Here is a 26,678-nt window from a genome sequence, read left to right on the forward strand (position 1 = left end):
TCTCAACGAGGGTGGGGGCATTGCCCCTGCGCATTAGCAAATGAAATATGGATATTGTCATTACGGGCCAGCAGGCCTGGGATGTAGAAATCGGGAGTAACTGCAAGAACATTGCTTTGGAATTCAGCCGGAATCATAGGGTATTGTACGTCAATTCCCCGCTTGACCGCATCAGTCTGCTCAAAAATGGCGACGATCCTAAAATAGCGAAGCGCAAAAAAGTGGTGTACGGCAAGACCGATGGCCTCGAAGAAGTGCAGCAAAACCTTTGGGTACTATATCCCGACAAGATGATCGAGTCGATCAACTGGCTGCCGGAAATGCTGTTTGATATTTTAAATAAAAGGAATAACCAGCTCTTCGCGGGATCGATCGCCCGTGCTGCCAAGCGGCTGGGCTTTACGGATAACATTCATTTTAATGATAATGATATGTTCCGTAGCTTTTTCCTAAAAGACCTGCTTAAACCGCGGCTGTCCATTTACTACTCCCGCGATTATATGCTGGCTGTGGACTATTGGCGCAAACATGGTGCGCGGCTGGAACCGGAACTGATCGCTAAAAGCGATCTTTGCGTGGCCAATTCGACTTACCTGGCCAACTATTGTGCCAAATACAACCGGCATTCGTTTTACGTGGGACAAGGTTGCGACCTGGATATTTTCATGGCGGGAAATCAGGCCGCCGAACCTGTGGACATAGGCGCGATCGCGCGCCCGCGTATCGGGTATGTGGGTGCGCTGCAGAGCATCCGGCTGGACATGGAGTTGCTCGAATACATCGCGCAGCAGCGCCCGGAATGGAATATCGTGCTAGTAGGCCCGGAAGACAACGAGTTTTTACAAAGTAGCCTGCACAAGCTCCCTAACGTGACTTTCACGGGCTCCCGCAATATTGCCGACCTGCCTGCTTACATCAATGCATTCGATGTGTGTGTAAACCCGCAGCTGCTCAACGAGGTCACAATCGGTAATTACCCCCGGAAAATCGACGAATATCTCGCCGTGGGCAAGCCGGTGGTCGCCACCGCTACGGATGCCATGAGCGTATTCGCCGACCATGTGTATCTTGGCAAAGGAAAGGAAGATTACGTGCGGCTGATCGATCTCGCGCTGACTGAAAATTCGGAGGCGCGCACCGAAGCGCGGCGCGCATTTGCCAGCTCGCACACCTGGGAAAACAGCGTTGGAGAAATCTACAAAGCCATTAAAGCTGTTTAAGCTGCGCCAAACCCGTTTCCGCTTCCGCCTTCAGATCGACCAGCTTCTGGCTCAGATCGCTCGTCCAGTTTCCTTGTTTCAGCGTGGCTTCCAGTTCCTTGTACTGGTTGGCGGTGTTGAGGAGCCCCACCGAAAACAGCGAAGAACGGAATTTATGGATCGCCTGGCGAAGTCGTTCCAGATCGTTGGCCAATGAAGCTTCGGCGATATTTGTAAGCTGCACTTTGCTATCCTTTTCGAATAGCGCGATCAGTTCGTCGCGTAGTTCCTGATCCCCTCCGGTGATTTCGGCGAGATAGTCGAGATTTAGAATAGAGTCTGTCATTTTAGTCTGGGGAGGTTGCTGAGTAAAACTTGGGGATTGTGGTGCTTCGTAATTCTCTTTGTTTCCAAGATGCGCAATAGTATATAAAAGTTCACTTTCCTTAAATGGTTTCGAAATATAGCTGTTGGCGCCGATACTCAGGCATTCTTCTTTCTCACCGACCATCGCGTGGGCGGTCATGGTGATGATCGGGATGGTGGTGGAAATGGTCCGGCGAATTTCCTTAATGGCCGTATAACCATCCATCACCGGCATTTGAATGTCCATTAACACCATGTCGAAGGTCTCTTGCCGAAGCCTGTCGAGCGCTTCCTGACCATTGTTTACGATTGTCAGCGGGATGTTCAACCGTTCGAAAATGGCTTGCAGCAGTTTCTGGTTAAGTGAGTTATCCTCCGCCGCCAGAATGTGCAGGGAAGTTACCGACGCGTTGACGTCGATCTCTTTTTCCAACTCCTCTTCCAGCTCTGCTTCTTTCACGATCCTGAATGGAAAGTCCATCGTGAAAACCGTACCCTTGCCCAGCTCGCTTTCGAGGTTGAGCGTTCCTTCAAAAAGTTGTACCAGCGACTTTACAATGCTCAATCCCAACCCTGTACCGCCAAATACCCTGGTAGTACTCTCGGTTGCCTGCACAAAGCGATTGAAAACCTCTTTGAGTTTGTCTTTGGGAATGCCGACGCCGGTATCCGCCACACTGAAACGGATATTCCGAATCTCGTTCAGGGGTTCGCCGATCGGCTCTACGTGGAGCTTTACGCTACCGCGCTCGGTGAATTTGACGGCATTGCCGCAAACATTGAGCAGTATCTGCGTAAGCCTTAATTTATCGGTTTCTACGAATTCCGGCAGCCCGTCTTCCAGCACGGCCTCGTAAGCAATACCTTTTTCAACCGCGCGGTGGTGCATGATTGCCGAAATCGAGTCGGCTAGTTCGCGGATGGAAACGGGCGTTTTTTCGAGATGAATCTGCCCGGCTTCGATCTTGGAGAAGTCGAGGATGTCGTTAATCAGTTCCAGCAGGTTTTTGCCTGCGTACTGAATGTAGCCTACATATTCGAGGCTTTTCTGATCGGTAACCTCGCCCAGAAGCAGGTTGGTGAACCCGATGATCGCATTCAGCGGCGTCCTGATCTCATGGCTCACATTGGAGAGGAATATGTCTTTCACACGCACCGACTTCTCGGCCAGGATGCGCGCTTTTTCAAGCGTCGCTTCGTAATTGGCGCGCTCTGTAATGTCCCTGAAAACGGTAATAGCGCTTTTGATCTGCCCGTCCAGGCCGATCACCGGCTGTACATTCGTTTCGAGGTGGTATATCTTGTCATTCTTAACGAGGTCGATCTTGTTGCCCGTCAGCTTTTCGCCTTGTAGTGCACGGGCCACCGGCAGCGTGTCGGCCGAAAACCGTACGTGGTACCGGGTAGGATCTAGCAGCTTGATACGTTCGACCTGCTCTTCCAGGGTCTCGGGCCGCGCGCCGGCTACACCCAGGATTTCCCGCCCCGATTCATTCAGTACTTCGATCTTTCTTTCATTATTAATAACCATCACGCCGTCGGGAATGGCTTCGAGGTACTGGCTCACCGTGCGCTCCCGTTCCTTGATTTCCTTCTGGAACTGCCGTTGCTTGCGTTTGTCGAGATTCAGGAACACGATGGACAGGATGGTGAGAATAAAGCCCACGGCGCCTGTCAGCAAGATGAAAAGAATTGAGTTATGCTGGGTATCGGAGACGAGCTTCCGCCGCTGATCCAGGTTCTGGTTCTCGTAATCATCGATCTCGTTGATCTTGCGTGTCAGCAGGTTGTTGAGCCGTATCCCTTCACCCTCCTGTATTTTGGAAAAAGCCTGCTGGGTACCCTGGGTGCGGTAAATGCTGATTACATTTTGGGAGTAGGCGACGATCTGGCTGGATATTTCAAGCAAATCCTTCACACGCTGTGTTTGAATATGGTCGTCCTTGACCAGGTTGAAGAGCGTGTCGGTAATGCTTACGAGCTGGATCTTTTTGTGGTAGTTGTCGCTGAGCAGGTCGTTATTCTGCGTGATCAGGTATCCACGCATGTTCGACTGGAAATCCTTCGTTACGAGCCCGAAATTGGCTGTCTGATTCAGTACGCCGATCGTGACGTTCAGCCGCTCGTTGTTCAGCGAGAGGTCACGGACATTTTTATAGGTAAAGTACTGGGAACCGAAGATCAGCGCCAGTCCGAGGTAAATGCTCGCGTAATACCATCTGAATGAGTCATTTGTTATACGGGTCGGCATATCTCAGGAGTGGGAACGTTGGGTTTTATGGAACCAAGATCGGAATAAACCGAGACTATATTCAGGTCAGGTAATCAAAATTAAATTTCAGGTGCCGGTAAAGATCCCTGATTTGTTTCACCGGAAACCGGTCGGTTTGCCGCCAGTTTTCGCGCGACATGGTACTTGGTTCGGATTCGGAATTTTTTTGTACAAACAGCCCTGTATAGTTTTTGTAAAAATAAGCCTTACCATTGTTTTTAAGGAAAGACATCATCATTCGGTACTCGGTAAAGTCGCCTTTCCGGCCTTCCACATATCTTCCGAACTTCTCAAAAAAATTGCTCCTGCGCAGATGCGGGTGGTCGCTGTACGCGTAAAATTTGCGGTAACCCCGTTTCCAGACTTTGAAATCCATTTCGTAATAGCCGTGCTCGGGATTGTGCAGGTAAGGATATTCGAAATAGGCATAGAACCGGACGACATCGATAGCCGGCTTTTCGCGCATAATGTCCAGCGCGTGTGTAAAACTTTCCGGGAAAATGGCGGTTGGCGTGAAATCTTCCTGTACATACAAAGTCAGCTGCGTCTGAACGGCGTCCTGGCCTTTGTTGATATTATTGCCCAAACCCCTGTTCTGGGGCGTGGTAATGAGCCTGAACGGATGCTTTTTTTGCAATTGGAGCAGGTAATCCACGTGCTCGGGCTTGCTGCCGTCGTCGGACACGACAATGTCGCCGAACCCGCAACCCAGCGCTTCAAATGAAAGGAGCAACTGTTCCAGCGACTGGCTCCGGTTGTAATGGGTAATGAGCAGCGTCACCTCCCCGAAGAAATATTCCTTGTTCATGTGGGCAGTCTATTTCATGAAAACCAGGTCCAGCGTATTTTTCAGCCACCGGTAGCGCAGGTAGCCCAGCCGGGCAAGCTTCACCAGTGGGTTCTCGCTCAGTTTCCAGTTGGCACGCTCCATGGTACTGGGCTCGTCAGAGGAGTTTTTTTGGTAAAATAATTGGGTGAAATCGTTGTAAAACAGCCCTTTGCCTTTTTTCTGTAAAAAGCTGACAGCCATTTTGTATTCCGTCAGGTCGCCTTTAATGCCCTCGGGATAGCGGCCGAACTTTTGCAGGAATGTGCTCCTGCGAAGGTGCGGGTGGTCACTGTAATAGTAGAATTTCAGATGGTTCATGTCCCAGAACCTGTATACCATTTCAGAATACCCCTTTTTGAAAGGTTTGAGGGTAGGGTAGGCAAAGTAGGCATAAAACCGCACAATGTCCCACCTGGGATCCTCGCGCATGAACGTAAGCGCGTCCTGGAAATGCATTGGGAAAATATCGGAAGGCTGAAAATCCTCCTGTACATATAAAGTATATTCCGATTGTACCGCGTCCTGGCCCTTGTTGATGTTGTTGCCAAGCCCCCGGTTTTTCGGCGTGGTAATAAGCCGGAAACGGAAGCGGTCGGTGAGCGCCTGCACGTTTTCCAGATGCTCGGACTTGCTGCCGTCGTCGGAAACCACGATATCCGCAAACTGACAGCCGAGCGACTCGAATGTCGCCAGCAACCGTTCGAGCGAGCCGCTGCGGTTGTAATGAGTGATCAGTAAGGTCGTATCGGGGAAATGGTGCTGCATCATATTACGAGAGATAGTCGCGCATGCCTTGCAGTTGTCGCCTGGCCCGATTGAAGAATGCTTTGGAAATGCTGCCGTCGTCGAGCAGGCGGCGCGGCGAGGTGAAAACCGTCGCTTTGGAGCTGGTAACCTGTTTGAGATCACCTTCTTTTTTGAGGTTCAGGGCCATGCGGCCATCTTCGGCTTCGTTCTGGAAATCACTTCCCACGATATTGGCATAAACCCGCGACCCGCTTACCTTGAATCCGCCCGTTCTGCGGCCGACCTCCGTCACAAAACCCATATTGAAGCCATAGACGTTCAGGTATTCCCGGTTTTTCTTCCGGATCCGGATCATCAGGCCGGCGAATTTTTCATAAAACCAAAGGCCCATTCGTCCCTGCCCGGCGGGTGGTATGAATGCGTAATTGCCGTAAACACCCGTAATGTCCGCGTTTTTTGCCATTGGCTCCACCATCAGGTCTATCCAGTCGGGCGGATAGAAGGTATCCGAGTCGGCACAGAGGTGAAATTGGCCACGCGCATGGTCCAGGCCCATTTGGCGGGCAAAGGGTGTTCCCTGGACGGTTTGCAGGTAGCTCCGCACGCCCAGCGTATCGAGGACCTTCTGAGTACCGTCGGTAGAGTTGTTGTTGACGACGATGATCTCGACCTTATACCGCGTATTACTTGCCGAAAGTGATGACAGCGTCCGATAGATGTTGTTTTCTTCGTTCCAGGCCGGAATTACCACCGAAACTTCGGGGTTTTCGTCTTTGAACCGGCTGATCCGTTCCCGCAAGGCCAGTATTTCACTTTCGGTAAGGTCGTCGAAACGCTTGTTTGTAAAAAGGTGCGGTGAAATCCATTTAGGTAAGCTCAATAAGCTCATATTCTGGCAATCAGTAGGTTTTGTACATCTTCACAATCAAGCCGGCCCATGCGGCGGGCAGTTAGTAGGAAAGTTAAAACATTATTCCTGCTTTGTGCAAAAATATTGTAAAATTACTTCGCATATTGCGTTCGGTTCCAATCTTGCTTACGACCTGATGGCCTTTCAGCTTTTACAGAAACTAAGGAACAAACATTTTCTTTCGCTGGCCGGAAACGGCATTATGTCGGTGCTCGGGATGCTCAACATGATTATCCTGTACCGCGCCTTGCCGGTGGCAAGCATCGGGATGTGGGTGTTCTTTTTGTCGATATTACTCCTGGTCGACACCTTCCGGTCGGGTTTCCTTACCACGGCTTTCATCAAATTCTACGCCGGCGCCGTCGAGGCGCGCAAGCGCGAGGTAGTAGGTTCGGCCTGGTTTATCGGCGGGGCTATCACGGGCATTCTGGCGCTGATCAATATTCCGGCATTCCTGTTTTCGGACTGGTTTAAAAATCCTTCGGTGGTACTTTTCGTCGAATGGTTCGGCATTATCTATATTGCTTCGCTTCCGTATTTCATCGCGTCATGCGTGGTACAGGCCGAGCAGCGGTTCGACCAGCTACTTTGTATCCGCTTTCTGAGCCAGGGGTTTTTCATCCTTTTTGTAATGGTGATGGCATTCACCAAAACGGCCAATTTGCAAAACATCATCTACGCGTATTTAGGCGGCGCAGCACTCACAAGCGTTTTCACCATCTTGATGGGCTGGGCCAGGCTCGCCAATTTCAAGGACCGTAGCAGCGAATGCATTAAGGAGATCTTCCATTTTGGTAAATTTTCAGTAGGTACCACATTGAGCTCCAATCTTTTCGGGACATCTAATACGATGATCATTAACTTCATGCTCGGGCCGGCTGCCCTGGCGGTATTCAACCTCGGGCAGCGGCTGATGGAGATCATAGAAATCCCACTCCGAAGCTTCGCCGCTACCGGTATGCCCGAGCTTTCCGCTGCCTACAATGAGGGCAACCGCCCGAAGGTGATCGAAACCATGAAGCGTTACGCAGGCCTGATTACCATGGCATTGCTTCCTGCGTGCATTGGTGCGGTAATCCTCGCCGATGTCGCGATTCACATCATAGGAGGGGAGAAATACATTAACTCCGAGGCCGCCAACATCATGCGCCTGTATATGACATTCGCGCTGCTGTACCCGCTCGACCGCTTTTTCGCATTGACACTCGATGTTATTCATCAGCCCAAAATCAATTTCATCAAGGTCCTGATCATGCTTGCAGGCAGCGTCATGGCATCCGTAACGGGCATTTACCTGACAGGGAGCATTTATGGCGTGGCGATTGCCGGTGTGGTGCCGACACTCATCGGGGTAGGCATCGGGTACTGGGGGCTTAACCGTTTTCAGCCGTTCGGCATTCTTAGCGTATTTACCACGGGTTATGCCGAGGCAGTCAACCTGGTCAGGGTCTGGTGGGGGAAACTGGCGATTCACAAGGCGCAATGATACATCAGGCCGAACAGGCACTGAGTCTGGCAGGCGCACTATTCTCTTTGGTGGATATGTCGTAAAAATTTCTAAATTACGACAGTGCCCGGTTCCGGGCGGACGCTCTGACGGAAATCCACCAATACGCCTTGCCAATGAAACTGAAAGGACATCAGATCATCATCTTTGGCCTAGCCCGATTTGACGCACACTTTGAATCCGTTGATTACACGACAGCCAGGCTGCTCGCACGGGAGAACAAGGTGTATTATATCGAGAACCCATTTATGCTGAGGGACTTTCTCAGGCTGCGCAAAACGCCGGAATACCAGTTACGTAAGGAGCATTTTTCGCTCACCGGATGCTCGCTCATCGAAACGGATATTCCCAATCTGAAAGTGATCATTCCGCCGATATTGTTGTCGGTAAATTTCCTTCCGGAGAACGGCTTATTTCGTGCGGCCTTGAAATTCAACGAGTACCTGATCCGTACCAAGCTGAAAAGCATTCTCAAAGCCTGCAAGATCAGGGATTATATTTTTATCAATTCTTTCAACTTTCATTATCCCACGCTCACCGAAGGCCTTACACCGAAACTGAAAGTGTATCATTGTCTGGATCCGATGGAGCTGCCGTTTAACCGCCACGGGGTGGTTTCGGAGGGTATTCTGGTAAAACAGAGCGACGTCGTAATTTGCAGTAGCAGACAGTTGTATGAAGCAAAGAAAAAGCAGAATCCGTCCAGCTACTTTGTGGCCAATGCAGCCGATCTGGGCCACAGCAGCAAGGCATTGAGCCCGGACTTGCCCGTCCACCCGGCCATTGCCGTATTGAAAAAGCCGGTAATCGGTTATCTGGGCGTTATCGAACGGCGGATGGATTATGATTTACTGCAAAAAGTCATTCTGGCGAACCCCGACAAGAGCTTCGCATTTGCAGGCCCTGTTTCCAGGGAATTTGTACCGGACTGGTTTTTCGCTGCCGAAAACGTCCATTTCCCCGGCCCGATCGATTACGAAGATATGCCCGCCGTGATCAAAGGCTTCGATGTGGCGCTGATGCCGTTCAAGAAGGATGAATTGAGCGGCAGGATTTTTCCATTGAAACTGTTTGAATATATGGGTGCCGGCAAGCCTGTGGTGGCCATCGATTTTAACCCGGACCTGAAAGAGTTTACCAAAGGCGCTGTTACATTCTGTGAAAATGCAGAGCGCTTTTCGCAGGCTATTAATACCGCATTGCAGACCGACAATGCCGAACAACGCAAATGGCGTGTGACGATCGCCGCCGAGAATACGTGGGAAAACCGCATAGACGCCATTGCGGACATTATTCATTACCATCTGGATGAGGTGATTCAGCCCTGAGTGTTGACCGCCGACCATCGACCGCCGATTGTATTAAAGCAGAGTCCACAAATGGTCCGTTGTCGGCGGTCGGCTGACAAGGGCCGCAACCTACTTCCGCGCCACTTCTCCTTCCCGCACCTTTTTAGGCGACTTGTATTGAAAGCGCATTTCAATATGCTTGTACGTCCATGCCGAGACGAAATAGATCAGTATGAAGTTGAAAATGAACAGGTAGGAATACGCTTCGGGCGAAAATTTCAGTATGCGGATAAACAATACGTTGAACAGGCTGATCAGCAGTGCGTGCGTCATGTAAATGGAGTAGGAGTACTGGCCAAGCTTGTGCAGCACCTTTACGCTTTTCAGCGCCTTTGAAATAATACCTTTCTCGTATGCGAAAGTGTAAATGCAAATGAAAAACAGTATTTCAAAAACAGCGCCCCAGGGTTTCATGACCGCTCCGTTGTAAATGCTGAGGCCGATCAGGGCAAGTGACAGCACTTCCATCACCGAAAATAACACAGGCGACCATTCACGTACGCGGACGTGCGAGCTGCTGAAAAGGTTGAAACAAAGTACCCCGGTAAAAAAGCCGAGAATACCTCTCAAAAAGCCATAATCGAAGCTGTAATTGATCTGAAAGCTATTGGACACCGACCAGAGCGTGGTAAGCGATACGACGATCATCAGGCCGTACCAGGCGTTGCGGCTGCGAAACTGGTTGCTCCGGTGAATGTAGACAACCAGACTGCCAAAAACCAGGTAAGCCATCATTTCCGCGCTGATCGACCAGCTGGGGATATTCCAGCTGACGTCCTTCACGCCCGGCACCGGGGTGGAGTTCACCAGAAAAAGCGAAGTGAAAAAAGTGTAGATATTGTTGGCCGGGTTTACCAGGTTGTTGACCTTGATGTACGGGTTAAGCATGTTTTTGGCCACCTCCATACCGACAAATGCCAGCAGCATCACGAAATGCAACGGGTAAATGCGGTAAATGCGCTTTTTGAGAAACAGCCTGAACTGCGCCCAATCGGCCAGCGACTGGTAACTGTACGCGATCACAAATCCGCTGAGCACGAAGAAAAAATCCACGAACATATCCGAATTCTCAACGAAGCGGTTGTTCAGAATAGGCGTATTGGCAAATGGCCCGAGGTGGAACAGGAACACAAGTGAAGCAAACAGGCCCCGAAAAATGTCCAGAACTTCGAAGCGGTGTTTCATGAGAGTGGCTGGGAGAAATAGAATGTACTGATAAACCGGTTGAGGCCCGTTTCGGGCTCGTGTTCATAGGCGAATTCGTCGGAAGCCTTGGTCATGATGAGCAGCCCGAAATGCTCGCTGGTATCCGAAAGCAATGCGGGCATTTCCATTTCGGCCAGCTGTTCGATGAAGAATATCGCACGGCCCGATTCGTCGGTGCGCACGCAAAGCGAATCCATGCCATTATGGTAAATAGGGAAATCCAACGGCCGCACCATTTCTTCGAGCGGCCACATGATTTTTTTCTTATCCTGACCGGTAAGCACAAGCGGCTTGCCGTAGTCTTCCTTTTCGAGGATCACCGCATCCATGGTCAGCCCGATTTTGAGCACCGATTCCCGCTCTCCTGAATGCTTCACCGCATTGGTAAGCAGCTCCATGATGACCCATTTGATTTTGGCCATGAGGTCTTCGTGGAGTGGGGAAGTGCCCGTTCTCTGCCGGATATGGTCGAGGCACAGGTTCAGCGTGCCCGGAATACCCTCCCGGTTGCTTTTGAAAACTATCGTGATCTGATCCGAATCCTCCCTCATAAACTAGCTAAGTGTTCCCAGCGCCTCTTCATAATCGTTAAATATCCTGAACACCTTGTCCATCCGGATCAGCGTGAGCAGGTTCTTAACATCCGGTTTCAGAGAGACCAGGTAAATATCGACGTTGCGCGGCATGGCGTATTTCAATGCCACCACCAGGCTGCCCAGAAACGAGCTGTCGATGTAATTCACGTTTTCAAAACTGACGATCACCAGCCGGACGCCGTTGCCGATAATCGTGATCATTTCTTCTTTGAATGCTTCCGCATTCGAAAGACTGGCCTCTTCCGGTAAAATCGTGGCCTGTACCACGCGGTTTAATTCCTCAACTTTCAGTATCATACAAAGGCTATTGTTTTTCTATAAAAATGATGCTCGCATCATCCATTTGGTTACTGTCGTCTATCAGGTCGAGCACATGCTTTGTGATCAGCCCGAAACTATCGGGCTTGCCGAGGTATGGGGTTATTTTTTCCACAAAGAACGGGTAGTCGCTTTTCTTCGAGCCGTTGGACGGGATGTCGATCATCCCATCGGTGAAAATAGCCAGCTGGTCGCCCGGCTTCATGGTAACGACCTGCTTGTCATAAAGGCCGTCTTCCAGCAAACCCAGCAGCAGCCCGGTGGATTGGATGGTCGAAGCCCTGCCCGTTTCGGAAGAGTAGCTTACGAGCGGAAGGTCGCCTGCGCCCGTGTAATGCACCTCGCCCGTGTGGGTGTCGAGCAGGAGCAGGGAAAGGCTTGAAAGGATGTTTTGCAAGCTTTCGTCGAGGTAGATCAGCTTGTTGATCTTTTGGACGATGGTCACCAGCTCAAAATCCTGGTCGAGCACGCAAAAGCGGATGGCGGCGCGGATGTAGCTCAGAAAGCCGAAAGTGAAGAACCAGGCTTTCCATTTCTTACCCATAATATCACCCAGAAATGCGAAGCAGAAACGGCTGTCGGCTTGCACGAAATCGATGAAATCACCGCCGGGATAGCCGCGGTAGCCCTTGTGCCAGTAAAAAATACGGTAACCGCTCACCGCCGGAGCATGCGTCGGGATGGATTTGACATTGAGCGTTTCGGCGGCTACCTTCAATTCCCTTACCGATCTTAAGTGTTCGTTCTCAAGGGTTTTGATGATGTTGTTGAGCTTGGTGATGATCACCGGGATCGGCGTTTCCTTGTTAATGAAATCTAACGCCGACATATTCAGTCCTTCGAGTACCAGGTTGTTGTCGGTAAATGAAGTCAGGAAAACGAACGGGATATCGCTGATATTCGGGTTGAGTAATACGGCCTGCCGGAAATCGAAACCGTTCATTTCGGGCATGTCGTAGTCGGAAAGGATCAGGTCGGGTGTTTCCACCAGCAGCATATTCAATGCCTCGGTCGCCGATTCGCACAGCACACAATTGTATCCCGCTTTCAATAGGGCATGTTCGATCACCTTGCGGAAAAGCAGGTTGTCCTCTACGAGCAGGATCTTTTTAACGGTGGTTTGCGGCTCGGGGAAGCTGATCATTTTTTGTTGAAGTTTAATACGAACAAAAGCACTCCACCAAAAATAATCAGTAGCGACACAAGGTCCATGATTGTGACCCCGTCGTTGATATTGAAATAATATACTGTAAAAAGCTCGAAACTAGGCGGCGCGGGCATGATGATCATCGCAAATCCGACAACGATGAGCAGGATCGCGAGGATGAACAGGACGCCTTTCTGAACCATCCCGCTCTGCTTGGGTGCATTGATCCGGCTATCGAACTGGTTTTCGGCCAGCAGCTTTTCAAGGCCTTCGAGGAGCTCCTCACGCGAGAGATTGTTGTCCTGGTCGAGTTCCCTGAACGGCGCCAGTTTTTTCTGGGTAGCCGCCGAGCGATGGAAGGCATCTGCGATCTGTTTCTGATATTGTTTTGAAAGATGCCCCTCTACATCGGTTTGCTCAATCGCTTCGATCAGCTCTGCGACTTTCTTGTCCAGCCGCGCGATATCCTGTCCCTGGGGACCGGATGGATTCGCGCCGGATTCTTGGTCGTTAAGCTTACGGTCGGGTTGCACGCTGGGATGTTTTGTTCGTAAGAAAGGCTGTCAGGAACGCATTCAGGACGATTTTTGTAAAAAACCGCGATCATTCCCGGATTTTGGTTAAAGCTATGTTTTTATTGTTAAATTTGAAATAGTTCTACAAATCAATACAAATATTCCTTCTTTTTCTGTAACCCAAGCGGCCCGGTTTTGCGCATGAAAAAAGTGTCCATCGTAACAGTGAATTTCAATCAGCCGAAGGTTACCGAAGACTTATTGAAATCGCTGGCGGAGGTCAATAGCTATCCCGATCTGGAAATCATCGTCGTCGACAACGGTAGCAAAGCAAACCCCGTGCCTGAATGGCAGGAGCGTTACCCGGAAATCGTATTCGTCCGTTCGGACGTTAATACCGGGTTTGCGGGAGGGAATAACATCGGCCTGGCGCATGCCACGGGCGATTATCTTTTCCTGATCAATAATGATACCGAGGTCACCGCAGACCTGATCGGCAAACTGGTCGCTACCATGGAGGCCAACCCGAAAATCGGGATGATTTCGCCCAAGATCCATTATTTCGACCAGCCCGGAATGCTGCAATACACCGGTTACACGCCTATGAACTACTATACCTGCCGTAATGCATGCATCGGTCAGTTCGAGCAGGACCGGGGGCAATACGATTTTCTCTCCGGTCCGACCGGCTATGCACACGGGGCCGCAATGATGATCAGCCGCGAAGCCTGGCAGAAAGTGGGAGGAATGGCCGAGAACTATTTCCTTTATTACGAGGAGCTCGATTGGTGCGAACGCATCAAAAGGGCTGGTTACGAAGTCCATGTGAATCTGGATGCATTGATTTACCACAAGGAATCGGTGTCGGTGGGCAAGCGGACTGCCTTGAAGGAGTTTTTTATGAACCGCAACCGCATTCTGTTCATCCGGAGAAATGCGCCTGGTTTCAAATTCTTCGTGTTCTGCTGCTATTTTATGCTGGCGGTGGTTCCAAGGAATGTCATTCAGTACATCAAAAACAAAGAATATAGTTTCATTCCCGTTTTTTGGAGCGCCATTACCTGGCATTTTAAAAACGACCCCGATAGCGAAAACCTTGGCTTCCCGTTGACCCGCTGATTTATGGAGATACTTTTCTGGCTCAGTCTGTTTATTGTTTTCTACACATTCCTAGGTTATGGGATTGTGCTGTACATTTTAGTACTTATCCGAAGGGCACTCAAAGGGCGGCGGCTGGCGCCCGGGCTGGATCAGGAATTCCCGACGCTGACGCTGGTGATCGCAGCCTATAACGAGGAGAGTATCATCGAGGAAAAGATCGCGAACACGCTGCAACTTTCGTACCCCGCAGGTAAGCTGAGCCTGATTTTTGTGACTGACGGATCCTCCGATCGCACACCCGATTTGGTGGCCAATTACCCGCAGATCAAACTCATGCACACGCCTGAACGGCGTGGTAAAATCCTGGCCATGCACCGCGCGATGGATGAAGTAAGCACGGAAGTGGTCGTTTTTACCGACGCCAATACATTTCTGAACAAAGACGCATTGCTGCTCATTGCCAGGCACTATGCCGATGCCAGAGTCGGGGCGGTTTCTGGCGAAAAGCGGGTAATGCAGGACGCATTGTCGGATGCGACGGCGGGCGAGGGTTTTTACTGGAAGTATGAGTCGACGCTCAAAAAGTGGGATTCCGAGTTGTACTCGGTGGTGGGGGCGGCGGGGGAGCTGTTTAGCGTCCGGCGATCACTGTACCGCTCGGTGGAGCCCGACACGATCCTGGATGATTTTATGATTTCCATGCAAATAGCCGAACAGGGTTATCGGATTGTGTACGAACCGGATGCATACGCTTCCGAGCTATCGTCGGAGAATATCAAGGAAGAGCTGAAAAGGAAAGTTCGCATTGCCGCGGGCGGGATCCAGTCGATCCTGCGGTTACAGAAATTGTTGAACCCGTTTCATGACCCGCTGTTATCCTTCCAATATATCAGCCACCGTGTGCTCCGCTGGACGGTGACGCCGTTTCTGATGATTCTTGCCTTGGTACTCAATATTTTAATTGTAATCAGGTCCGGCGGCATGATTTACCAGCTTCTGCTGGCGGGACAAGTCGGGTTTTACGGACTGGCGCTGGCGGGCTGGGTGCTCGAAACGAGAAAGATCAAAGTGAAGGCGCTTTTTGTGCCCTATTACTTTTGCATGATGAATTACGCCGTGCTGGCCGGTATCCGACGATACTTCAAAGGTTCGCAGAGTGCGGCCTGGGAGAAATCCAAAAGAAAAAGCGCATAGCCTTAGGCCATGCGCTCGTTCATTCTTTAAAATAATTTACAGCTGTTTCAGCCGCTCGGATTCCGATTCAAGGATGGGGATCAATTCTTGGATATCCGCCGAAATGTTCCGGTACATTTCCATCAGCTGTTCAGCAGGATCGTCGTTCTTGATGGCTTTTTCGAGCACTTCCACCTTCGGGCGCACGCGTGTGAGGCCGGTCATAGTGAACGAAGGTTTCAATCCATGCACGATACTGGCCGATTCTTTGAGGTCGCCTGACTCCAATGCACCTTGCAAAGACTGCCAACGCGGGACAGAGTCGCTCAGAAATGCATCAAAAATCATGTGCAGGATTACAGGATCTTCTCCGTAGGCCTGGTCGATGTAGGCAAGGTCCAGGGCGGGGTTGAGTTGTAAGGCCATCGGTTTGTGTTAAAGTTTTTCAGAAGCTGAATTAGTGGGATTGGTAAGGCATTATTCGAAGAAATACTTCGACAATATAACCGCTTTCTGCAAAACTATCACATTATTGTTGGTTCTCCTGCTCTTTTACTTCCTCTTTGGCCGGTTGCTTGGCGTCCTCCTTGGCATCCACTTTAGCCTTTTTGCGGAAATACCTGCGGAAAAGGAAATTGGAACGAAGCGCAGTCATGTTTTCGTCCAGTTTTTCGGTAGTACTTTCAAGGTTTTTCAGCGTTTCTTTCAGGTTTGTCGCCGTTGCTTCGTCGTGCAACAAGACGCCCAATGGGCTGGTTTTATTAGAGTTAAGATCTGCGCTGGCCGTTTTCAGGTTATTTACCATCACATTGGCCGATGAAACGGTTTCGTTCAGGCGTGCGATTGTCCCGCGAAGGTCTTTCATAATTACGGTATCGGTAGCGAAATCGTTGGCCAGACCTCCTTTTTCGTTCAGTTTAGAGGTGTAACCGGCCAGGGAGGCGGTTAACGCCTGCGCATTCACAGAAGCTTTTTTCATCGCACCCAGGGTTTGGTCGAGGTCATTGTAAAGCCGTTCGTCATTCAGCAGCATCCCTACGGTGCCTTTTCCGGCCAGGATATTCTTGCTGATCGTCTTGAATGCGCTGGTAATGCCCAGCAAATTCTTGTTGTTTTCCGAAAGCACGGCTAGCATTTCTTCGGTACTCTCGATTTTCTCGACGGCTATTTCGTCGCCGTCCTCAATGGAAGGCACCTTTTGTGTGCCGCCGTAAATGACGATAATCTTGTTGCCGATCAGACCGTCGGTGCTGACTTTCGCCTTGGCATTCTTACGGACAAACTCCTGTGATTTTTCCTCGATGTTCAGCATTACCTCCACTTTGGAATTGGCCAGGAACCGGATGCTTTTTACCGTCCCGATCTTCACCCCGGAATACCAGATGTTGTTGCCGACCTTCAACCCGTTCACATCATCAAAAATGGATTTGACGGTAATGGCCGAGGAAAAGACCTTTTTCATACTGCCGATTGTGAGGATCCCTACCACGAAAATGAGGATGCCGATGATGACGAAAAGGCCTACGTTAATGGATCGTTTGGTTGATGTTGCCATTATTACTGAATAAAATTATAGTCGTAAAAACTCTTGATCCGCTCTTCGTCGGTATCAAATACTTCTTCAAAAGTGCCTGTTTTCAAGAACTTGCCGTCCAGGAGCATCGCAATGCGGTCGCCCGTGGCGCGTGCGCACGTGAGGTCGTGTGTGATGATAATCGAAGTCGTTTGGTATTTTTTTTGCACTTCATTGATCAGCTCGTTGATTTCCAGACAGGTGATCGGGTCCAATCCGGCCGTCGGCTCGTCGTAAAGCATGACCTCCGGTTTCAGGATCAGCGTGCGCGCGATACCAATCCTCTTACGCTGGCCACCCGAAAGTTCGGCGGGTACCTGGTTGATCGTTTGCAGCAGGCCCACGGCGTCGAGCACGTATTCTACCTGTTCGTCGATCTCTGCCCGGCTGAGGTTCGGAATGTTACGCACGAGCGGAAATTCGAGATTTTCACGCACGGTCATACTGTCGTATAATGCGCTGTTTTGAAACGAAAATCCGATTTTGAGACGTAAATCCCGCAAATCGTTACCATCCAGATTGGAAACTTCCTTGCCCAGGACGATACAATCGCCCCGGTCTTGTTTGAGCAAACCGACCATAATCTTGATCAGGACGGATTTCCCGGTCCCCGAGCGGCCCAGTACCACCATATTTTCACCTTTGTTCACCGTAAGGTTCACGCCTTGCAGCACGTGCAGATCGCCGAATGATTTGTACAGGTCGCGTACCTCGATAACCGGCTCGCCCGGTTTGAAATCTTCTTCCATGTTAAATTCTGAAATAATTGGATACCTGTACGATGATCACCTCCTCAATGAAAATGAGGAACATAGAGGTCACGACAGCGGAGTTGGCCGCCTTACCAACGCCCTCGGTCCCTTTGCTGGCATTATACCCCTGGTAGCTGCCCACAATGCCGATCGTGAACCCGTATGCGATTGCCTTCGCGACGGAAGTCCAGATGTCCAAAAACGTGATCTGCTCGAATGCATTCTCGAAAAAGGCGATGAAACTTGTTCCTTCGTTCAAAGTCACGTTCAGAAATGCGCCCAGCAAACTGACGAGCGCGCAATAGAACATCAGTACTGGAATGGCGATGGTGCAGGCCAGCACACGGGTTACTACCAGAAATTTGAAAGGGTTAACGGCTGAAACTTCCATGGCGTCGATCTGCTCGGTTACGCGCATCGAACCCAGTTCGGCGCCAATGCTTGATCCGATCTTTCCCGCGCTGATAAGCGCAGTTACCAGCGGCGCCAATGCGCGCACGATCGCGATCGCGACCAGCGAAGGGAGCCAGGACGTAGCCCCGAATTCGGACAGGGACGGACGCGATTGTTTGGTGAATACCATCCCGGTAATGAAACCGGTAAGACTGATCAGCAGTAACGACCTGTTCCCGATCGCGTAGCATTGCCGGACAATCTCCTGGAATTCCATCCGGCCCCGAAAAACCTCGCGGAAAAAACGGATGAAGAAAACATACGCATTATAAACCGCCAGTAAGGCATTATCCAGATTCTTGCCGTATACAAATTGCTTTTTTTTAGCGCTCATTCAATCGGTACAATTGTATTAAACTTTATTTATCAGGCGGTTGTGGTCATCAGGCCTCCTTGTGCTCCCAGCATCCGCTCTTCAAACCATCGCATCCGGTAGGAATTCATCGCGTTTTTCCCCAGTTGATCAAGCAGCCGGTAGTTGACGATCACGCCCACGGCCGCGCCAATTCCCGGGATCAGCTGAGCCATTTTTGCCAGATCGATGTAATCGCGGTACTCCTGCTGAAATGTTTTCCAGTTGAATTCATGAATATCGGTCGGTAGATCCTTGCTGTGCAAATCCCATTGGATCATTTTTGAAAACACCTCTTGCCGGCCTTTCTGGCTCGAAAACGTCAGCTGGAAAATGTGGAGTATGAAAAGCCGCTCCCTGTAATCGTTGATGGGCCTTCCATACAATGCTGCAATCTCGAAAAGTAGTTTGATTTTGATGCCTATCAGGATTGGAAATTCGGCCAATGCCAGCCAGAAACCTCCTGCGCCCGTGATGCCGCCTTCCGCGGCGCCGGCCTTTTTGTAAAATTCGATCTTTTTGCGGACCGCAGTTTCCATTTCTTCCAGCGATGCGCCGGGGATCGATTGCGTGGTAGTGTATTCAGCCCCGGTGAGTACGCCCCGCACCATTTGTTTGATAGTGCCGGTGATCACCTCATGTATTTTGTCGGGAATGATGTCGTTGATCTTATCCTGAAATTTCTTGGAGGTCCTGTCGATGAAATTGGGCCGCTTCTGCATTTTCAGCTGCCATTTGGTCAATTCAGGTTTTATCTGCTCTTCATAACTGTTAATGTGCATGTCGTTTCAGGGCTAATGTCGGACAGGATAGAGAAACGTTGGCCTTGCTAGCGGGTAGCAAAAATCATTCCATTATCCCTTAAAGTCAAAAATACCTGTAAGAATTCCCCGAATAGAGTTCCATTCCGGGAATTTCCGATGGACGGTCAGGAAGATGTGCAGGTGGTTGCCCCTGTCCGGGATTCCAATATTAACAACGCTTACTATTATATGTTCAAATTATCTGACCCATAGTTTTTTAGTGAAAATTTTGCCATTGGATTCAAACCGGATCAAATGCATTCCCGAAAGCTGTTTCGGAATCATGAAGGAGGTCTTCGGACTACCTGAGACATTCCGATCCATTAAATATTGGCCATTCAGGCCCATCAGGCTAATAGTTCCTGATTGCGGCCTGGCAAAATTAATGGTTACCTCTTCCCCGCGCAGGGCCGGGTTTGGAAATATTTCAAAAAGTGCGTCACGGCCCTGCTCCGCGCCCAAAATCAACGTAGGTGCTACTTCCGCGTAGGCGGGCGCGGATTCGGCCACGTCGTTAACGGCAATCAGCCTATACATAATAGGAACGGCCGATTCTCCGGGTTGATCAAGCCATTCCACGGTTCCACTCCCTACCTGGGCCACCGGGGTGTAGCCAGTGACATCGCCGGTCCTGCGTTCCAGCATGTAGCCCTTAGCGCCGGTAACCGGCTGCCACGAAAGCCTGATATCGCCTTTTTCTCCATTCCGTGCGGTAAGCGTGGTTGCCGCTAACGCATTAGCAATGGGCACATTGAAGAAAGTAAACGCGCGCATTCCCTTCGCATTGGCGAGGTATGGACCGGTGAAAGGATGATACGGGCTCTCTTTTTCAACGTACGGCGGAAGGTAGTTAAGCGTTGCGGCATTTTGCGGAGCTTTCAGGTCGAGAATAACCCGGTTACCTTCCGCTTTCCCGCCTGTCACAGCGCCGGCCTGATGGTCGAGGTAGAAAAGGTCTTTCAAATCCAGTACCGCACCGCCCGGGTGTTTGTAGGTTTCAGGATATTTCAATTCCTGGCCTTCGTCGAACACAAGCGTCAGGTTTTTCTTTTCGGCAGAATTGTAAAATGCCTTTTTGAGATTGGGAGAGGTGATATTGACTGTATCACCGGATGCGTAAAAATCACGGAGCATCAGGCGCGAAAGTTCAAAGCCGCTTTGTTTATTGCCTTCCCGGTTGTAGTGCAGGCCGTCGAAACCGGTGGTGCCGACAGTCGCGATGCTCGTAATGTCGGGGTACATGGCCGGCAGTCGCCGCTGGTAGTCCCGTATCAGAACGCCTATCAGCGAAGAATGGTAGATAATGTCAATCTGAAAAACATACAACTTTTGCAAATTGGGGAAATCCATTTTCAGGTTTTTGTACAAAACATCGAAATGACCTTCCCAATTGCCTCCTTCGCCATATGCCTCGCTTTCACCCTGTCTGAAAATATATGCTTTCACCGCGTCGGCGACGCCGGCTTTCCGGGCGCGATACAACATCCTTCCATAGCCGTTGGTGAAATCGGTGGGGTTGCTTTCCGTCCGTATTGAATGCGAATAGGCCGAAGACCAGTGGTAGCCGGCATTGATAAGGCAGTTGGGAACCCCCGACTTTTCTATGAGCTGCTTCTGAATTTCAAGCCCCATCGTTCCGACACCGTTGTTGTAGGAATGCATGTTGGAAAGTGCCCAGAGGGTGTCGGCCGCATCATAGCTGGCGTTGTTGAGGTTGTCGGTGATTTTCCCGAACGTCCTGCAAAACATGCTCGTATCGCCTTCTCCGAAAAAACCGGTGGAATTGGATTGTCCCGACAAAATATAGACATCGCCGCTCACCACCCGGTTGCGGGTAACGAGCAGCGTCGAGTCGGCGTCTCTGCAAAGAAAAACCTTGAAATCATAGTTCGCCCGTTCGGCTTTGATCTTCGCCTCGGTACTGAAATTACCTTTCGCATTGGCCCGGTACTGAATATTTGCCCGCCGGTATTGATACAGTTGGCCGTCCCGCAATACCTGCACCGACACGTATTCCCAGTCTGCCGCATCCACAACGCCTGCTATGGGCACGCGTGCCTCGCTGGCACCATCCCGCGGGTAAAGCTGGTAATCCTGCGGCAACTTGCTGAACATTACCGGGTTAAAACGCTGCGCGATGCCAGAAGTAACTGATAGTATCGTTATGGCGGATAATAACAAGAAGTGTGTGGCGGTCCTTTTGGAGAGCCTAGGGAGGAGAGTTTTCAGCACAGGGTTTAGTAATTTATTTTAATCGAACAGGTTTGACCCCTTCCCGTGTGATTTTCACAGGGTTGATCATCCCTTTTTCATCGAAAGACATGACGTCTATACAAGTTTCGCGGTGATTACCGTCCGTTTCTGTCAATGGGCGGCGGTGGTAAACAATATACCATTCGTCTTTGCCCGGAACCTGGATTACCGAATGGTGCCCTGCGCCGGTTGCCACCGCGGGGTCCTGTTGCAGGATTTTACCTACACGCTTGAACGGCCCGAACGGCGAATCGGCAATGGCATAGGCCACGGAGTAGTTAGGGCCTGTCCAGCCGCCTTCCGACCACATGAAATAGTATTTACCGTTGCGGATAAACATGAAAGGCCCTTCCACGTATCCTTCCGGCGTGATTTCGCGGAATGTCGTGCCATCTTCAAATGGAACGAAACCGGTAAAATCGCCTTTCAGTTTGGCTACGTTACAATGCTTCCAGCCGCCGTAAAACAGGTAATGCTGGCCGTCTTTGTCTTTGAAAACAAACTGGTCGATCGGCTGGGCGCCGTTATGGAACTTGTCGATGAGCGGTTTGCCCAGGTAATCCTTGAACGGGCCTTCGGGGCGATCTGCGACCGCCACGCCGATGCCTCCTTTTTCGTTGTCGTTCTGAATATCATTGGCGCCGAAAAAGAGATAGTATTTTTTGTCTTTTTCGATGATCGACGGCGCCCACATCGCGCGCTTGGCCCATTTAACGGCCGACGTGTCGATAATACCGGAATGCTTCTCCCAGGTTACCAGGTCTTTGGACGAGAACGCATCCATATGCACCTGCTTGTTGTAAGGCGCCGAATAGGTAGGGTAGATCCAGAATGTCTTGTTGAAAATGATACCTTCGGGATCGGCATACCAGCCCGGAAAGACGGGGTTACCGCTGGTCCGCTGCGCGGCGGTTTGAGCGAAAGTATGGTAATAGCAAGTGGTTAGGAGTGTCAGGGCAAGCAATTTTTTCATGATCAAAGTTTCGGTGATAGGTAATGTAACCGCTGCAAGATCTAAATTTTTGTTTGATTAATAAGCCTCGCCAGCGCCTCCTCCGCCGAATGTACCACCTCCGAATTCGAGCCCGCGGCTGGCTGGCGTTGCACCCAGCTGTTGGGCGGCAATGACCGCTTGCAGGTTTTCCAGGCTGTTTTTACGGTCTTGCTCGTCGGAAATACCACGTTTAGGCGTGTGCAGATATTTGATCAGCGCTATCGCCGCCGCGATCATCAGCGAGCCAACGAGTACGAGCCCTTGCGATACGGGTAGTATTCCGAAATAATGCTTGTAGGTATAAACAGAGAAAGCAAAGGCTATCAATCCGATAATGAATAGGATGCGGTCCGCCCTTTTTAACCCAAAAAATACGTAGGATACCGGTACAATGAATGTGAAAAAGTAGAACAGCGGGGCGAATGCGATTTGCGGGGCCACCGACACGTTCAGATCGCTGATCAATGCATTCAGCTCTCTGACCACCAGGTAATTTCCGCCGAGATAGAAGGTGACCAGAGCCAATACTTCGAGAATCTGGCGGCATTCGTGATAGTAAATGTCTTTGTTTTTGCGGGCCAGCGCATAAATTACCCCGGATAATAGCATCACCGCAAAGGGCAACAGGGCTTTGCCTAGCGGGAATTTCATCATTAATTCGGCCATGATCGTGAATATCAGGCCAAAAATCGCTACCGGACTCAGCAGATCGGCATAGCGCAGGGTGGCCGGGACAACGATAGCAAGTGCAATCAGGCAGTATGCCCAAACCGGCGCGTGTTCAAAAAGCAGGAATACAGGTACCATTGCGGCAATAATGGCCGCATATAGCAATGCATTGTCGACGCCCGAGTGAAATAGGTTTTTGGTTTTGATTAAATACTCCAAAGTGAAAACAAAGCACGCGCAGCAGATCAGGCTCAATGTCGAAAACCCTGCTTCGGAGCGTGTATCAAAGGTGAATAGCGACAGAAACCCGACAAAAAACGAGCATGCGAGTACGCCAAAAAGGAAGAGTCCGATCTTGACAAATATGCCGGGGCGGTAAAATCTCTCGGGAAATTGCGCTTTTACCTCCTCTTCCTGCTGGCCGGTCAGAAGGTTTTTTGATTTCCATATTGCGGCCTGGCGTTGAATGTGCAGGTTTTCGACCCAGGTTTCGTTGTATGCCTTTTTCATTTTTTGACCCCCGATTTAATCCCAAGGAATTTTTTAAAGTTTAACAGGAAGTAAATCACGCCAATGCTCGAAAAGAAGAAGTAGAATATACTCAACCCAAATGCAGCATCGGCTCCGAGGTTGTCGAAAATGGTGTAGGTAATGATACTGTAACTATAAACGGTGCCCATCAGCAGGAACAGTAGCGATTGTGCATGTCGCGCGCGGTAAATAAAGAAGCAGCAAAGCCCGATGCCAATGAGGAAATAGAGGATTTTAGGGCTATGGCTGAACAGCCCGATCTGCGCCGCGATACAAGCCAGGTTGCCGCCCATCAGCATATAGGTGAATGCAAAATGTTTTTTGATGTTTTGCTCTTCCGAAATCCAGCCGACGGCCGTAAGCACGGCTCCGAGTGCAATGGCAGGAATGATCAGTTTGCCATCCGAAAAATCGTTGTCGGCCAGTACCGAAAGCGGGGCGATGGTAAGCCCGAGCCACGAGGCCAGCCCGGTAATGGCCATGGACAATGCGCCTCGGTGGTCGAAACGGTAAGCGCAGAGGAAGAAAACAATGGTGGGAATGATGACCGCCAGGCCGTACCGGGTACCGAAAAGGTTGTACTGGTATTGCAGGTAACCTTCAAGCCCCAAAAATGTAGAACAGCCCAGCAGCAGCACGTAATCGATCAGCTTATTCGGGTTCGAAACCTGCTCGTGTGAATAGGGCAGGCTGTTTTTGTAAGTATAGTAAAAACAACCCGCCGTAATGAGCGCAATAACTGCAATGATCACCTGATGGCCGATCGTATCGATGTTTTCGTAAATGAGCATACCGGCACCGGAGCTGAAAAGCAGGATACCCAAATAGAGTACCGATCGTAGTTCCCAGTGAATGGAAAAGGCCTGTTCGTCTTCAAAAGAAGCGATGGTGTCGGCCTGCTGGTCGGAAATAATTCCCTTGCTTGTCAGGGAATTAAGAATTGATTTTGTGGTCATGGAAACTGAGACGAGGGAAGGTAAAGTTAACAAACTTTGCCATGAACCACGCTTCGCTTCGCTTTTTGAATTATTTAAAGGGGCATTGGAATATCTAACGGCACAATATTTAGAAGCGCAGGGTGAAATCCTCTTTTACCTGCTCGCTTCGAAAGAACACAAGGCCGATCCAGAAAAGGTCGACCGTGACAGTTACCTGCGGGTGTGCCTTGATATATTCCCACGCCCTGGTCATTTCATCAGACCAGTATATGTCGTCAAAAATGAACAACGAGCCGTTCTGAACATGCGGAAGGCACTGTTCGAAATAGCGTACCGTAGGCTCGTAGCGGTGGTTGGCGTCGAAATAAGCAAAATCGATAGGACGGTCGAGCGCTTCGAGACGCCTGGGCAGGGTCTCGTCGATATTGCCCAGCACGACTTCGATATGATCCGCATGCTGACGCTGGAAATGCTGCTGCGCCTTCGCGGCCGTTTGCGGGCAGCCCTCGAAAGTGATCAGCTGCGCATCGGGCTTGGCTTTGGACATATATAAGGTAGTCAACCCCAATGAGGTCCCGAGTTCCAGAATGGTTGCCGGTTGGAAACGCCGGATTAGCCGGTAAAAAAGCCGGCCGAATTTAGCGGGCTTTTCTGCGTTTTTTGCGATCGTGCTGATCTTGCGCAGGTTGGATTTGTTTACACGCGAGCCCGCACCCAGGTCCAGGATTTCAATTTGCTCGTCCGAACGCAGTAGTTCTTTGCGCAGCGAGCGGATGGCTTCATATTCGGGATTATCGTCCTTCCGGACGGCGATCACATTGTTATAAAGCTCGAACAGAAATGGGGAATGGATAGAATGCTCGTTTCCGGAGCGCAAAAGGTACTTGATATAAGCAGCAATCAATGCAATGGAATTTTAGAATGGGCCGTTACCCGGCGGGTGATTCAGTTGAGGCGATAGGGGGCGACGAGCGAAAATGCGGGAATTACGACGCGAAACTGCCGGCCGTCCAGGACACGTTCCATGAGATAGGTACCGGCCATTTTGCCCATGTCGGTGCGCAGGTTGCATCCCGATACATAGTCATGGACATCGCCGGGTTCCAACACGGGTTGAAGCCCCACAATACCCGCTCCTTCTACCTCGCGCACGGTTCCATTGGCGTCGTAAATGAGCCAATGCCTTCTCAACAGCTTGACAGTGTGCTCACTATGGTTCTCAATCAGAATCTTGTACGTGAACACAAAGTGATCCTGACCCGGATTGGAGTAATCGGGCTGATATTCCGTCAAAACGGTGACTTTGACACCATCTGTAACTTTGGAAACCATATAGATCGAGGGTGTTGGAAAGTAATAGGAACGAAAATAGTAATCAATTGCTGATAAAACCAAATCAAAAAACACATAATTTGGTTTTCCAAAACAAATTCAACAGCATGGATGTAAAAATTGAGCAGTCGTGGAAAGAGCGGCTCGCCCCCGAGTTTGAGAAGCCGTATTTCGCCTCGCTCACGGCTTTTGTAAGGGAAGAATACCGGACCAAACAGATATTTCCGCCTGCCAAACAGATATTCAACGCATTTAATTATTGCAGCTTCGACGAATGCAAAGTGGTAATTCTTGGACAGGATCCCTACCACGGTCCCGGCCAGGCGCATGGCCTTTGCTTCTCGGTGAACGATGGCGTGCGGATGCCGCCTTCACTGATCAACATTTTCAAGGAAATTCAGCAGGACCTGGGTAAACCGTTCCCGCAATCGGGCAACCTGGAACGTTGGGCCAGGCAAGGCGTCCTGCTTTTAAATGCGACATTAACCGTGCAGGCAGCCTCTGCCGGTTCGCACCAGGGCAAAGGCTGGGAGCGTTTCACCGATGCTGTGATCAAATGCGTTTCCGACGAAAAAAGCCATGTCGTTTTCATGCTGTGGGGCAGGTACGCGCAGGAGAAAGGGGCGGTGATCGACGCTTCGAAGCATTGTGTGCTGAAAGCCAAGCATCCCTCGCCAATGTCGGCCAATGGCGGCGGATGGTTTGGGACAAAGCATTTCAGTAAGGCTAATCAATACCTGGAAAGCAAGGGCCTCGACCCGATCAACTGGTAATCGTGCAAATAAAAAGAGAG

26 protein-coding genes are annotated in these 26,678 nt (G+C 50.4%); 6 read left to right on the forward strand and 20 right to left on the reverse strand.

The features are described 5' to 3' along the window. Positions 1–47: 47 nt before the first annotated feature. A complete protein-coding gene (locus J7619_RS18670; protein WP_291201860.1) occupies positions 48–1,220 on the forward strand; it encodes a glycosyltransferase in 1,173 nt (390 codons plus the stop codon). Here the strand turns inward: J7619_RS18670 and J7619_RS18675 are convergent. From J7619_RS18675 to J7619_RS18690, 4 genes are all read right to left on the reverse strand, one after another. After that, positions 1,207–3,816, reverse strand: a complete 2,610-nt coding sequence (locus tag J7619_RS18675; RefSeq protein WP_291201863.1) for an ATP-binding protein — start codon at positions 3,814–3,816, stop codon at positions 1,207–1,209. The two genes, J7619_RS18670 and J7619_RS18675, sit on opposite strands and share 14 nt — an antisense overlap. 61 nt (positions 3,817–3,877) lie before the next feature. Continuing rightward, complete coding sequence (locus J7619_RS18680) at positions 3,878–4,645, reverse strand: glycosyltransferase (protein ID WP_291201866.1); 768 nt, start codon at positions 4,643–4,645, stop codon at positions 3,878–3,880. Between the two features lie 9 nt (positions 4,646–4,654). Further along, a complete protein-coding gene (locus J7619_RS18685) occupies positions 4,655–5,431 on the reverse strand; it encodes a glycosyltransferase (protein ID WP_291203046.1) in 777 nt (258 codons plus the stop codon). Between the two features lie 4 nt (positions 5,432–5,435). Next, positions 5,436–6,302, reverse strand: a complete 867-nt coding sequence (locus J7619_RS18690) for a glycosyltransferase family 2 protein (protein ID WP_291201869.1) — start codon at positions 6,300–6,302, stop codon at positions 5,436–5,438. A gap of 94 nt (positions 6,303–6,396) precedes the next feature. Here J7619_RS18690 and J7619_RS18695 point away from each other — a divergent pair, with 94 nt between their 5' ends. After that, complete coding sequence (locus tag J7619_RS18695) at positions 6,397–7,809, forward strand: lipopolysaccharide biosynthesis protein (protein WP_291201872.1); 1,413 nt, start codon at positions 6,397–6,399, stop codon at positions 7,807–7,809. 137 nt (positions 7,810–7,946) lie between these two features. Continuing rightward, positions 7,947–9,158, forward strand: coding sequence for a glycosyltransferase (locus tag J7619_RS18700; protein WP_291201875.1), 1,212 nt, complete (start codon positions 7,947–7,949; stop codon positions 9,156–9,158). 90 nt (positions 9,159–9,248) lie between these two features. On the opposite strand, the gene J7619_RS18705 is transcribed toward J7619_RS18700, so the two are convergent. Genes J7619_RS18705 through J7619_RS18725 form a run of 5 tightly spaced genes read right to left on the reverse strand, consistent with a single transcriptional unit; the run spans position 9,249 to position 12,979 of the window. Continuing rightward, positions 9,249–10,364 (reverse strand): acyltransferase, encoded by a 1,116-nt coding sequence (locus J7619_RS18705; RefSeq protein WP_291201876.1) that lies wholly within the window; start codon positions 10,362–10,364, stop codon positions 9,249–9,251. Further along, positions 10,361–10,936 (reverse strand): anti-sigma regulatory factor, encoded by a 576-nt coding sequence (locus J7619_RS18710; RefSeq protein WP_291201879.1) that lies wholly within the window; start codon positions 10,934–10,936, stop codon positions 10,361–10,363. Before J7619_RS18710 ends, J7619_RS18705 begins: the two co-directional genes overlap by 4 nt. Before the next feature lie 3 nt (positions 10,937–10,939). Then, positions 10,940–11,278: an STAS domain-containing protein gene (locus J7619_RS18715; protein WP_106595091.1), complete on the reverse strand. Its 339-nt coding sequence runs from the start codon at positions 11,276–11,278 to the stop codon at positions 10,940–10,942. Positions 11,279–11,285: 7 nt separating this feature from the next. Further along, positions 11,286–12,443 carry a response regulator gene (locus tag J7619_RS18720; protein ID WP_291201885.1) on the reverse strand — a complete coding sequence of 386 codons (1,158 nt, stop codon included), beginning with the start codon at positions 12,441–12,443 and terminating at the stop codon, positions 11,286–11,288. Then, positions 12,440–12,979, reverse strand: coding sequence for a hypothetical protein (locus J7619_RS18725; RefSeq protein ID WP_291201888.1), 540 nt, complete (start codon positions 12,977–12,979; stop codon positions 12,440–12,442). The genes J7619_RS18720 and J7619_RS18725 overlap by 4 nt, the downstream gene beginning before the upstream one ends. Positions 12,980–13,162: 183 nt before the next feature. Between J7619_RS18725 and J7619_RS18730 the strand changes: the two genes are divergently transcribed. Together J7619_RS18730 and J7619_RS18735 are read left to right on the forward strand one after the other, a co-directional pair. Then, the gene (locus J7619_RS18730) at positions 13,163–14,080 is read left to right on the forward strand and encodes a glycosyltransferase family 2 protein (protein ID WP_291201891.1); all 918 of its coding nucleotides are present in this window, start codon (positions 13,163–13,165) and stop codon (positions 14,078–14,080) included. Positions 14,081–14,083: 3 nt separating this feature from the next. Next, positions 14,084–15,256, forward strand: a complete 1,173-nt coding sequence (locus J7619_RS18735; RefSeq protein WP_291201894.1) for a glycosyltransferase family 2 protein — start codon at positions 14,084–14,086, stop codon at positions 15,254–15,256. Between the two features lie 36 nt (positions 15,257–15,292). Here J7619_RS18735 and J7619_RS18740 read toward each other — a convergent pair whose 3' ends face one another. From J7619_RS18740 to apaG, 11 genes are all read right to left on the reverse strand, one after another. Beyond that, positions 15,293–15,661 (reverse strand): Hpt domain-containing protein, encoded by a 369-nt coding sequence (locus J7619_RS18740; RefSeq protein WP_291201897.1) that lies wholly within the window; start codon positions 15,659–15,661, stop codon positions 15,293–15,295. A gap of 103 nt (positions 15,662–15,764) precedes the next feature. After that, positions 15,765–16,790, reverse strand: coding sequence for an MlaD family protein (locus J7619_RS18745; RefSeq protein WP_291201900.1), 1,026 nt, complete (start codon positions 16,788–16,790; stop codon positions 15,765–15,767). A gap of 2 nt (positions 16,791–16,792) precedes the next feature. Then, positions 16,793–17,557, reverse strand: a complete 765-nt coding sequence (locus J7619_RS18750; RefSeq protein ID WP_291201903.1) for an ABC transporter ATP-binding protein — start codon at positions 17,555–17,557, stop codon at positions 16,793–16,795. Between the two features lies 1 nt (position 17,558). Then, complete coding sequence (locus tag J7619_RS18755) at positions 17,559–18,347, reverse strand: ABC transporter permease (protein ID WP_223404177.1); 789 nt, start codon at positions 18,345–18,347, stop codon at positions 17,559–17,561. 32 nt (positions 18,348–18,379) lie between these two features. Continuing rightward, positions 18,380–19,147, reverse strand: a complete 768-nt coding sequence (locus tag J7619_RS18760; protein ID WP_291201910.1) for an EcsC family protein — start codon at positions 19,145–19,147, stop codon at positions 18,380–18,382. A gap of 219 nt (positions 19,148–19,366) precedes the next feature. Further along, entirely contained in the window at positions 19,367–21,283 is a 1,917-nt protein-coding gene (locus tag J7619_RS18765; RefSeq protein ID WP_291201913.1) for a sialate O-acetylesterase, read from the reverse strand. Positions 21,284–21,413: 130 nt separating this feature from the next. Further along, positions 21,414–22,394: a glycoside hydrolase family 43 protein gene (locus J7619_RS18770; protein ID WP_291201917.1), complete on the reverse strand. Its 981-nt coding sequence runs from the start codon at positions 22,392–22,394 to the stop codon at positions 21,414–21,416. Positions 22,395–22,451: 57 nt separating this feature from the next. After that, on the reverse strand, positions 22,452–23,594 hold the full coding sequence (locus J7619_RS18775; RefSeq protein ID WP_291201920.1) for a hypothetical protein: 1,143 nt from the start codon (positions 23,592–23,594) through the stop codon (positions 22,452–22,454). Beyond that, positions 23,591–24,571, reverse strand: a complete 981-nt coding sequence (locus tag J7619_RS18780; protein ID WP_291201922.1) for a DUF2157 domain-containing protein — start codon at positions 24,569–24,571, stop codon at positions 23,591–23,593. The genes J7619_RS18775 and J7619_RS18780 overlap by 4 nt, the downstream gene beginning before the upstream one ends. Before the next feature lie 109 nt (positions 24,572–24,680). Then, positions 24,681–25,457: an O-methyltransferase gene (locus tag J7619_RS18785; protein ID WP_291201925.1), complete on the reverse strand. Its 777-nt coding sequence runs from the start codon at positions 25,455–25,457 to the stop codon at positions 24,681–24,683. Between the two features lie 41 nt (positions 25,458–25,498). After that, positions 25,499–25,885, reverse strand: coding sequence for a Co2+/Mg2+ efflux protein ApaG (gene apaG / locus J7619_RS18790; RefSeq protein WP_090386807.1), 387 nt, complete (start codon positions 25,883–25,885; stop codon positions 25,499–25,501). Positions 25,886–25,992: 107 nt separating this feature from the next. On the opposite strand from apaG, the gene ung reads away from it, so the two are divergent. After that, positions 25,993–26,658, forward strand: coding sequence for a uracil-DNA glycosylase (ung, locus tag J7619_RS18795; RefSeq protein ID WP_291201928.1), 666 nt, complete (start codon positions 25,993–25,995; stop codon positions 26,656–26,658). Positions 26,659–26,678: the final 20 nt, after the last annotated feature.

The sequence above is a fragment of the Dyadobacter sp. genome (assembly GCF_017744695.1).
Taxonomy (GTDB): domain Bacteria; phylum Bacteroidota; class Bacteroidia; order Cytophagales; family Spirosomataceae; genus Dyadobacter.

Bases quoted from the DNA above. Each gene is read 5' to 3' on its own strand.
- J7619_RS18670 (WP_291201860.1), top strand. From the start codon at position 48: ATGGATATTGTCATTACGGGCCAGCAGGCCTGGGATGTAGAAATCGGG.
- J7619_RS18675 (WP_291201863.1), bottom strand. From the start codon at position 3,816: ATGCCGACCCGTATAACAAATGACTCATTCAGATGGTATTACGCGAGC.
- J7619_RS18680 (WP_291201866.1), bottom strand. From the start codon at position 4,645: ATGAACAAGGAATATTTCTTCGGGGAGGTGACGCTGCTCATTACCCAT.
- J7619_RS18685 (WP_291203046.1), bottom strand. From the start codon at position 5,431: ATGCAGCACCATTTCCCCGATACGACCTTACTGATCACTCATTACAAC.
- J7619_RS18690 (WP_291201869.1), bottom strand. From the start codon at position 6,302: ATGAGCTTATTGAGCTTACCTAAATGGATTTCACCGCACCTTTTTACA.
- J7619_RS18700 (WP_291201875.1), top strand. From the start codon at position 7,947: ATGAAACTGAAAGGACATCAGATCATCATCTTTGGCCTAGCCCGATTT.
- J7619_RS18705 (WP_291201876.1), bottom strand. From the start codon at position 10,364: ATGAAACACCGCTTCGAAGTTCTGGACATTTTTCGGGGCCTGTTTGCT.
- J7619_RS18710 (WP_291201879.1), bottom strand. From the start codon at position 10,936: ATGAGGGAGGATTCGGATCAGATCACGATAGTTTTCAAAAGCAACCGG.
- J7619_RS18715 (WP_106595091.1), bottom strand. From the start codon at position 11,278: ATGATACTGAAAGTTGAGGAATTAAACCGCGTGGTACAGGCCACGATT.
- J7619_RS18720 (WP_291201885.1), bottom strand. From the start codon at position 12,443: ATGATCAGCTTCCCCGAGCCGCAAACCACCGTTAAAAAGATCCTGCTC.
- J7619_RS18730 (WP_291201891.1), top strand. From the start codon at position 13,163: ATGAAAAAAGTGTCCATCGTAACAGTGAATTTCAATCAGCCGAAGGTT.
- J7619_RS18735 (WP_291201894.1), top strand. From the start codon at position 14,084: ATGGAGATACTTTTCTGGCTCAGTCTGTTTATTGTTTTCTACACATTC.
- J7619_RS18740 (WP_291201897.1), bottom strand. From the start codon at position 15,661: ATGGCCTTACAACTCAACCCCGCCCTGGACCTTGCCTACATCGACCAG.
- J7619_RS18745 (WP_291201900.1), bottom strand. From the start codon at position 16,790: ATGGCAACATCAACCAAACGATCCATTAACGTAGGCCTTTTCGTCATC.
- J7619_RS18750 (WP_291201903.1), bottom strand. From the start codon at position 17,557: ATGGAAGAAGATTTCAAACCGGGCGAGCCGGTTATCGAGGTACGCGAC.
- J7619_RS18755 (WP_223404177.1), bottom strand. From the start codon at position 18,347: ATGAGCGCTAAAAAAAAGCAATTTGTATACGGCAAGAATCTGGATAAT.
- J7619_RS18760 (WP_291201910.1), bottom strand. From the start codon at position 19,147: ATGCACATTAACAGTTATGAAGAGCAGATAAAACCTGAATTGACCAAA.
- J7619_RS18765 (WP_291201913.1), bottom strand. From the start codon at position 21,283: ATGTTCAGCAAGTTGCCGCAGGATTACCAGCTTTACCCGCGGGATGGT.
- J7619_RS18770 (WP_291201917.1), bottom strand. From the start codon at position 22,394: ATGAAAAAATTGCTTGCCCTGACACTCCTAACCACTTGCTATTACCAT.
- J7619_RS18775 (WP_291201920.1), bottom strand. From the start codon at position 23,594: ATGAAAAAGGCATACAACGAAACCTGGGTCGAAAACCTGCACATTCAA.
- J7619_RS18780 (WP_291201922.1), bottom strand. From the start codon at position 24,571: ATGACCACAAAATCAATTCTTAATTCCCTGACAAGCAAGGGAATTATT.
- apaG (WP_090386807.1), bottom strand. From the start codon at position 25,885: ATGGTTTCCAAAGTTACAGATGGTGTCAAAGTCACCGTTTTGACGGAA.
- ung (WP_291201928.1), top strand. From the start codon at position 25,993: ATGGATGTAAAAATTGAGCAGTCGTGGAAAGAGCGGCTCGCCCCCGAG.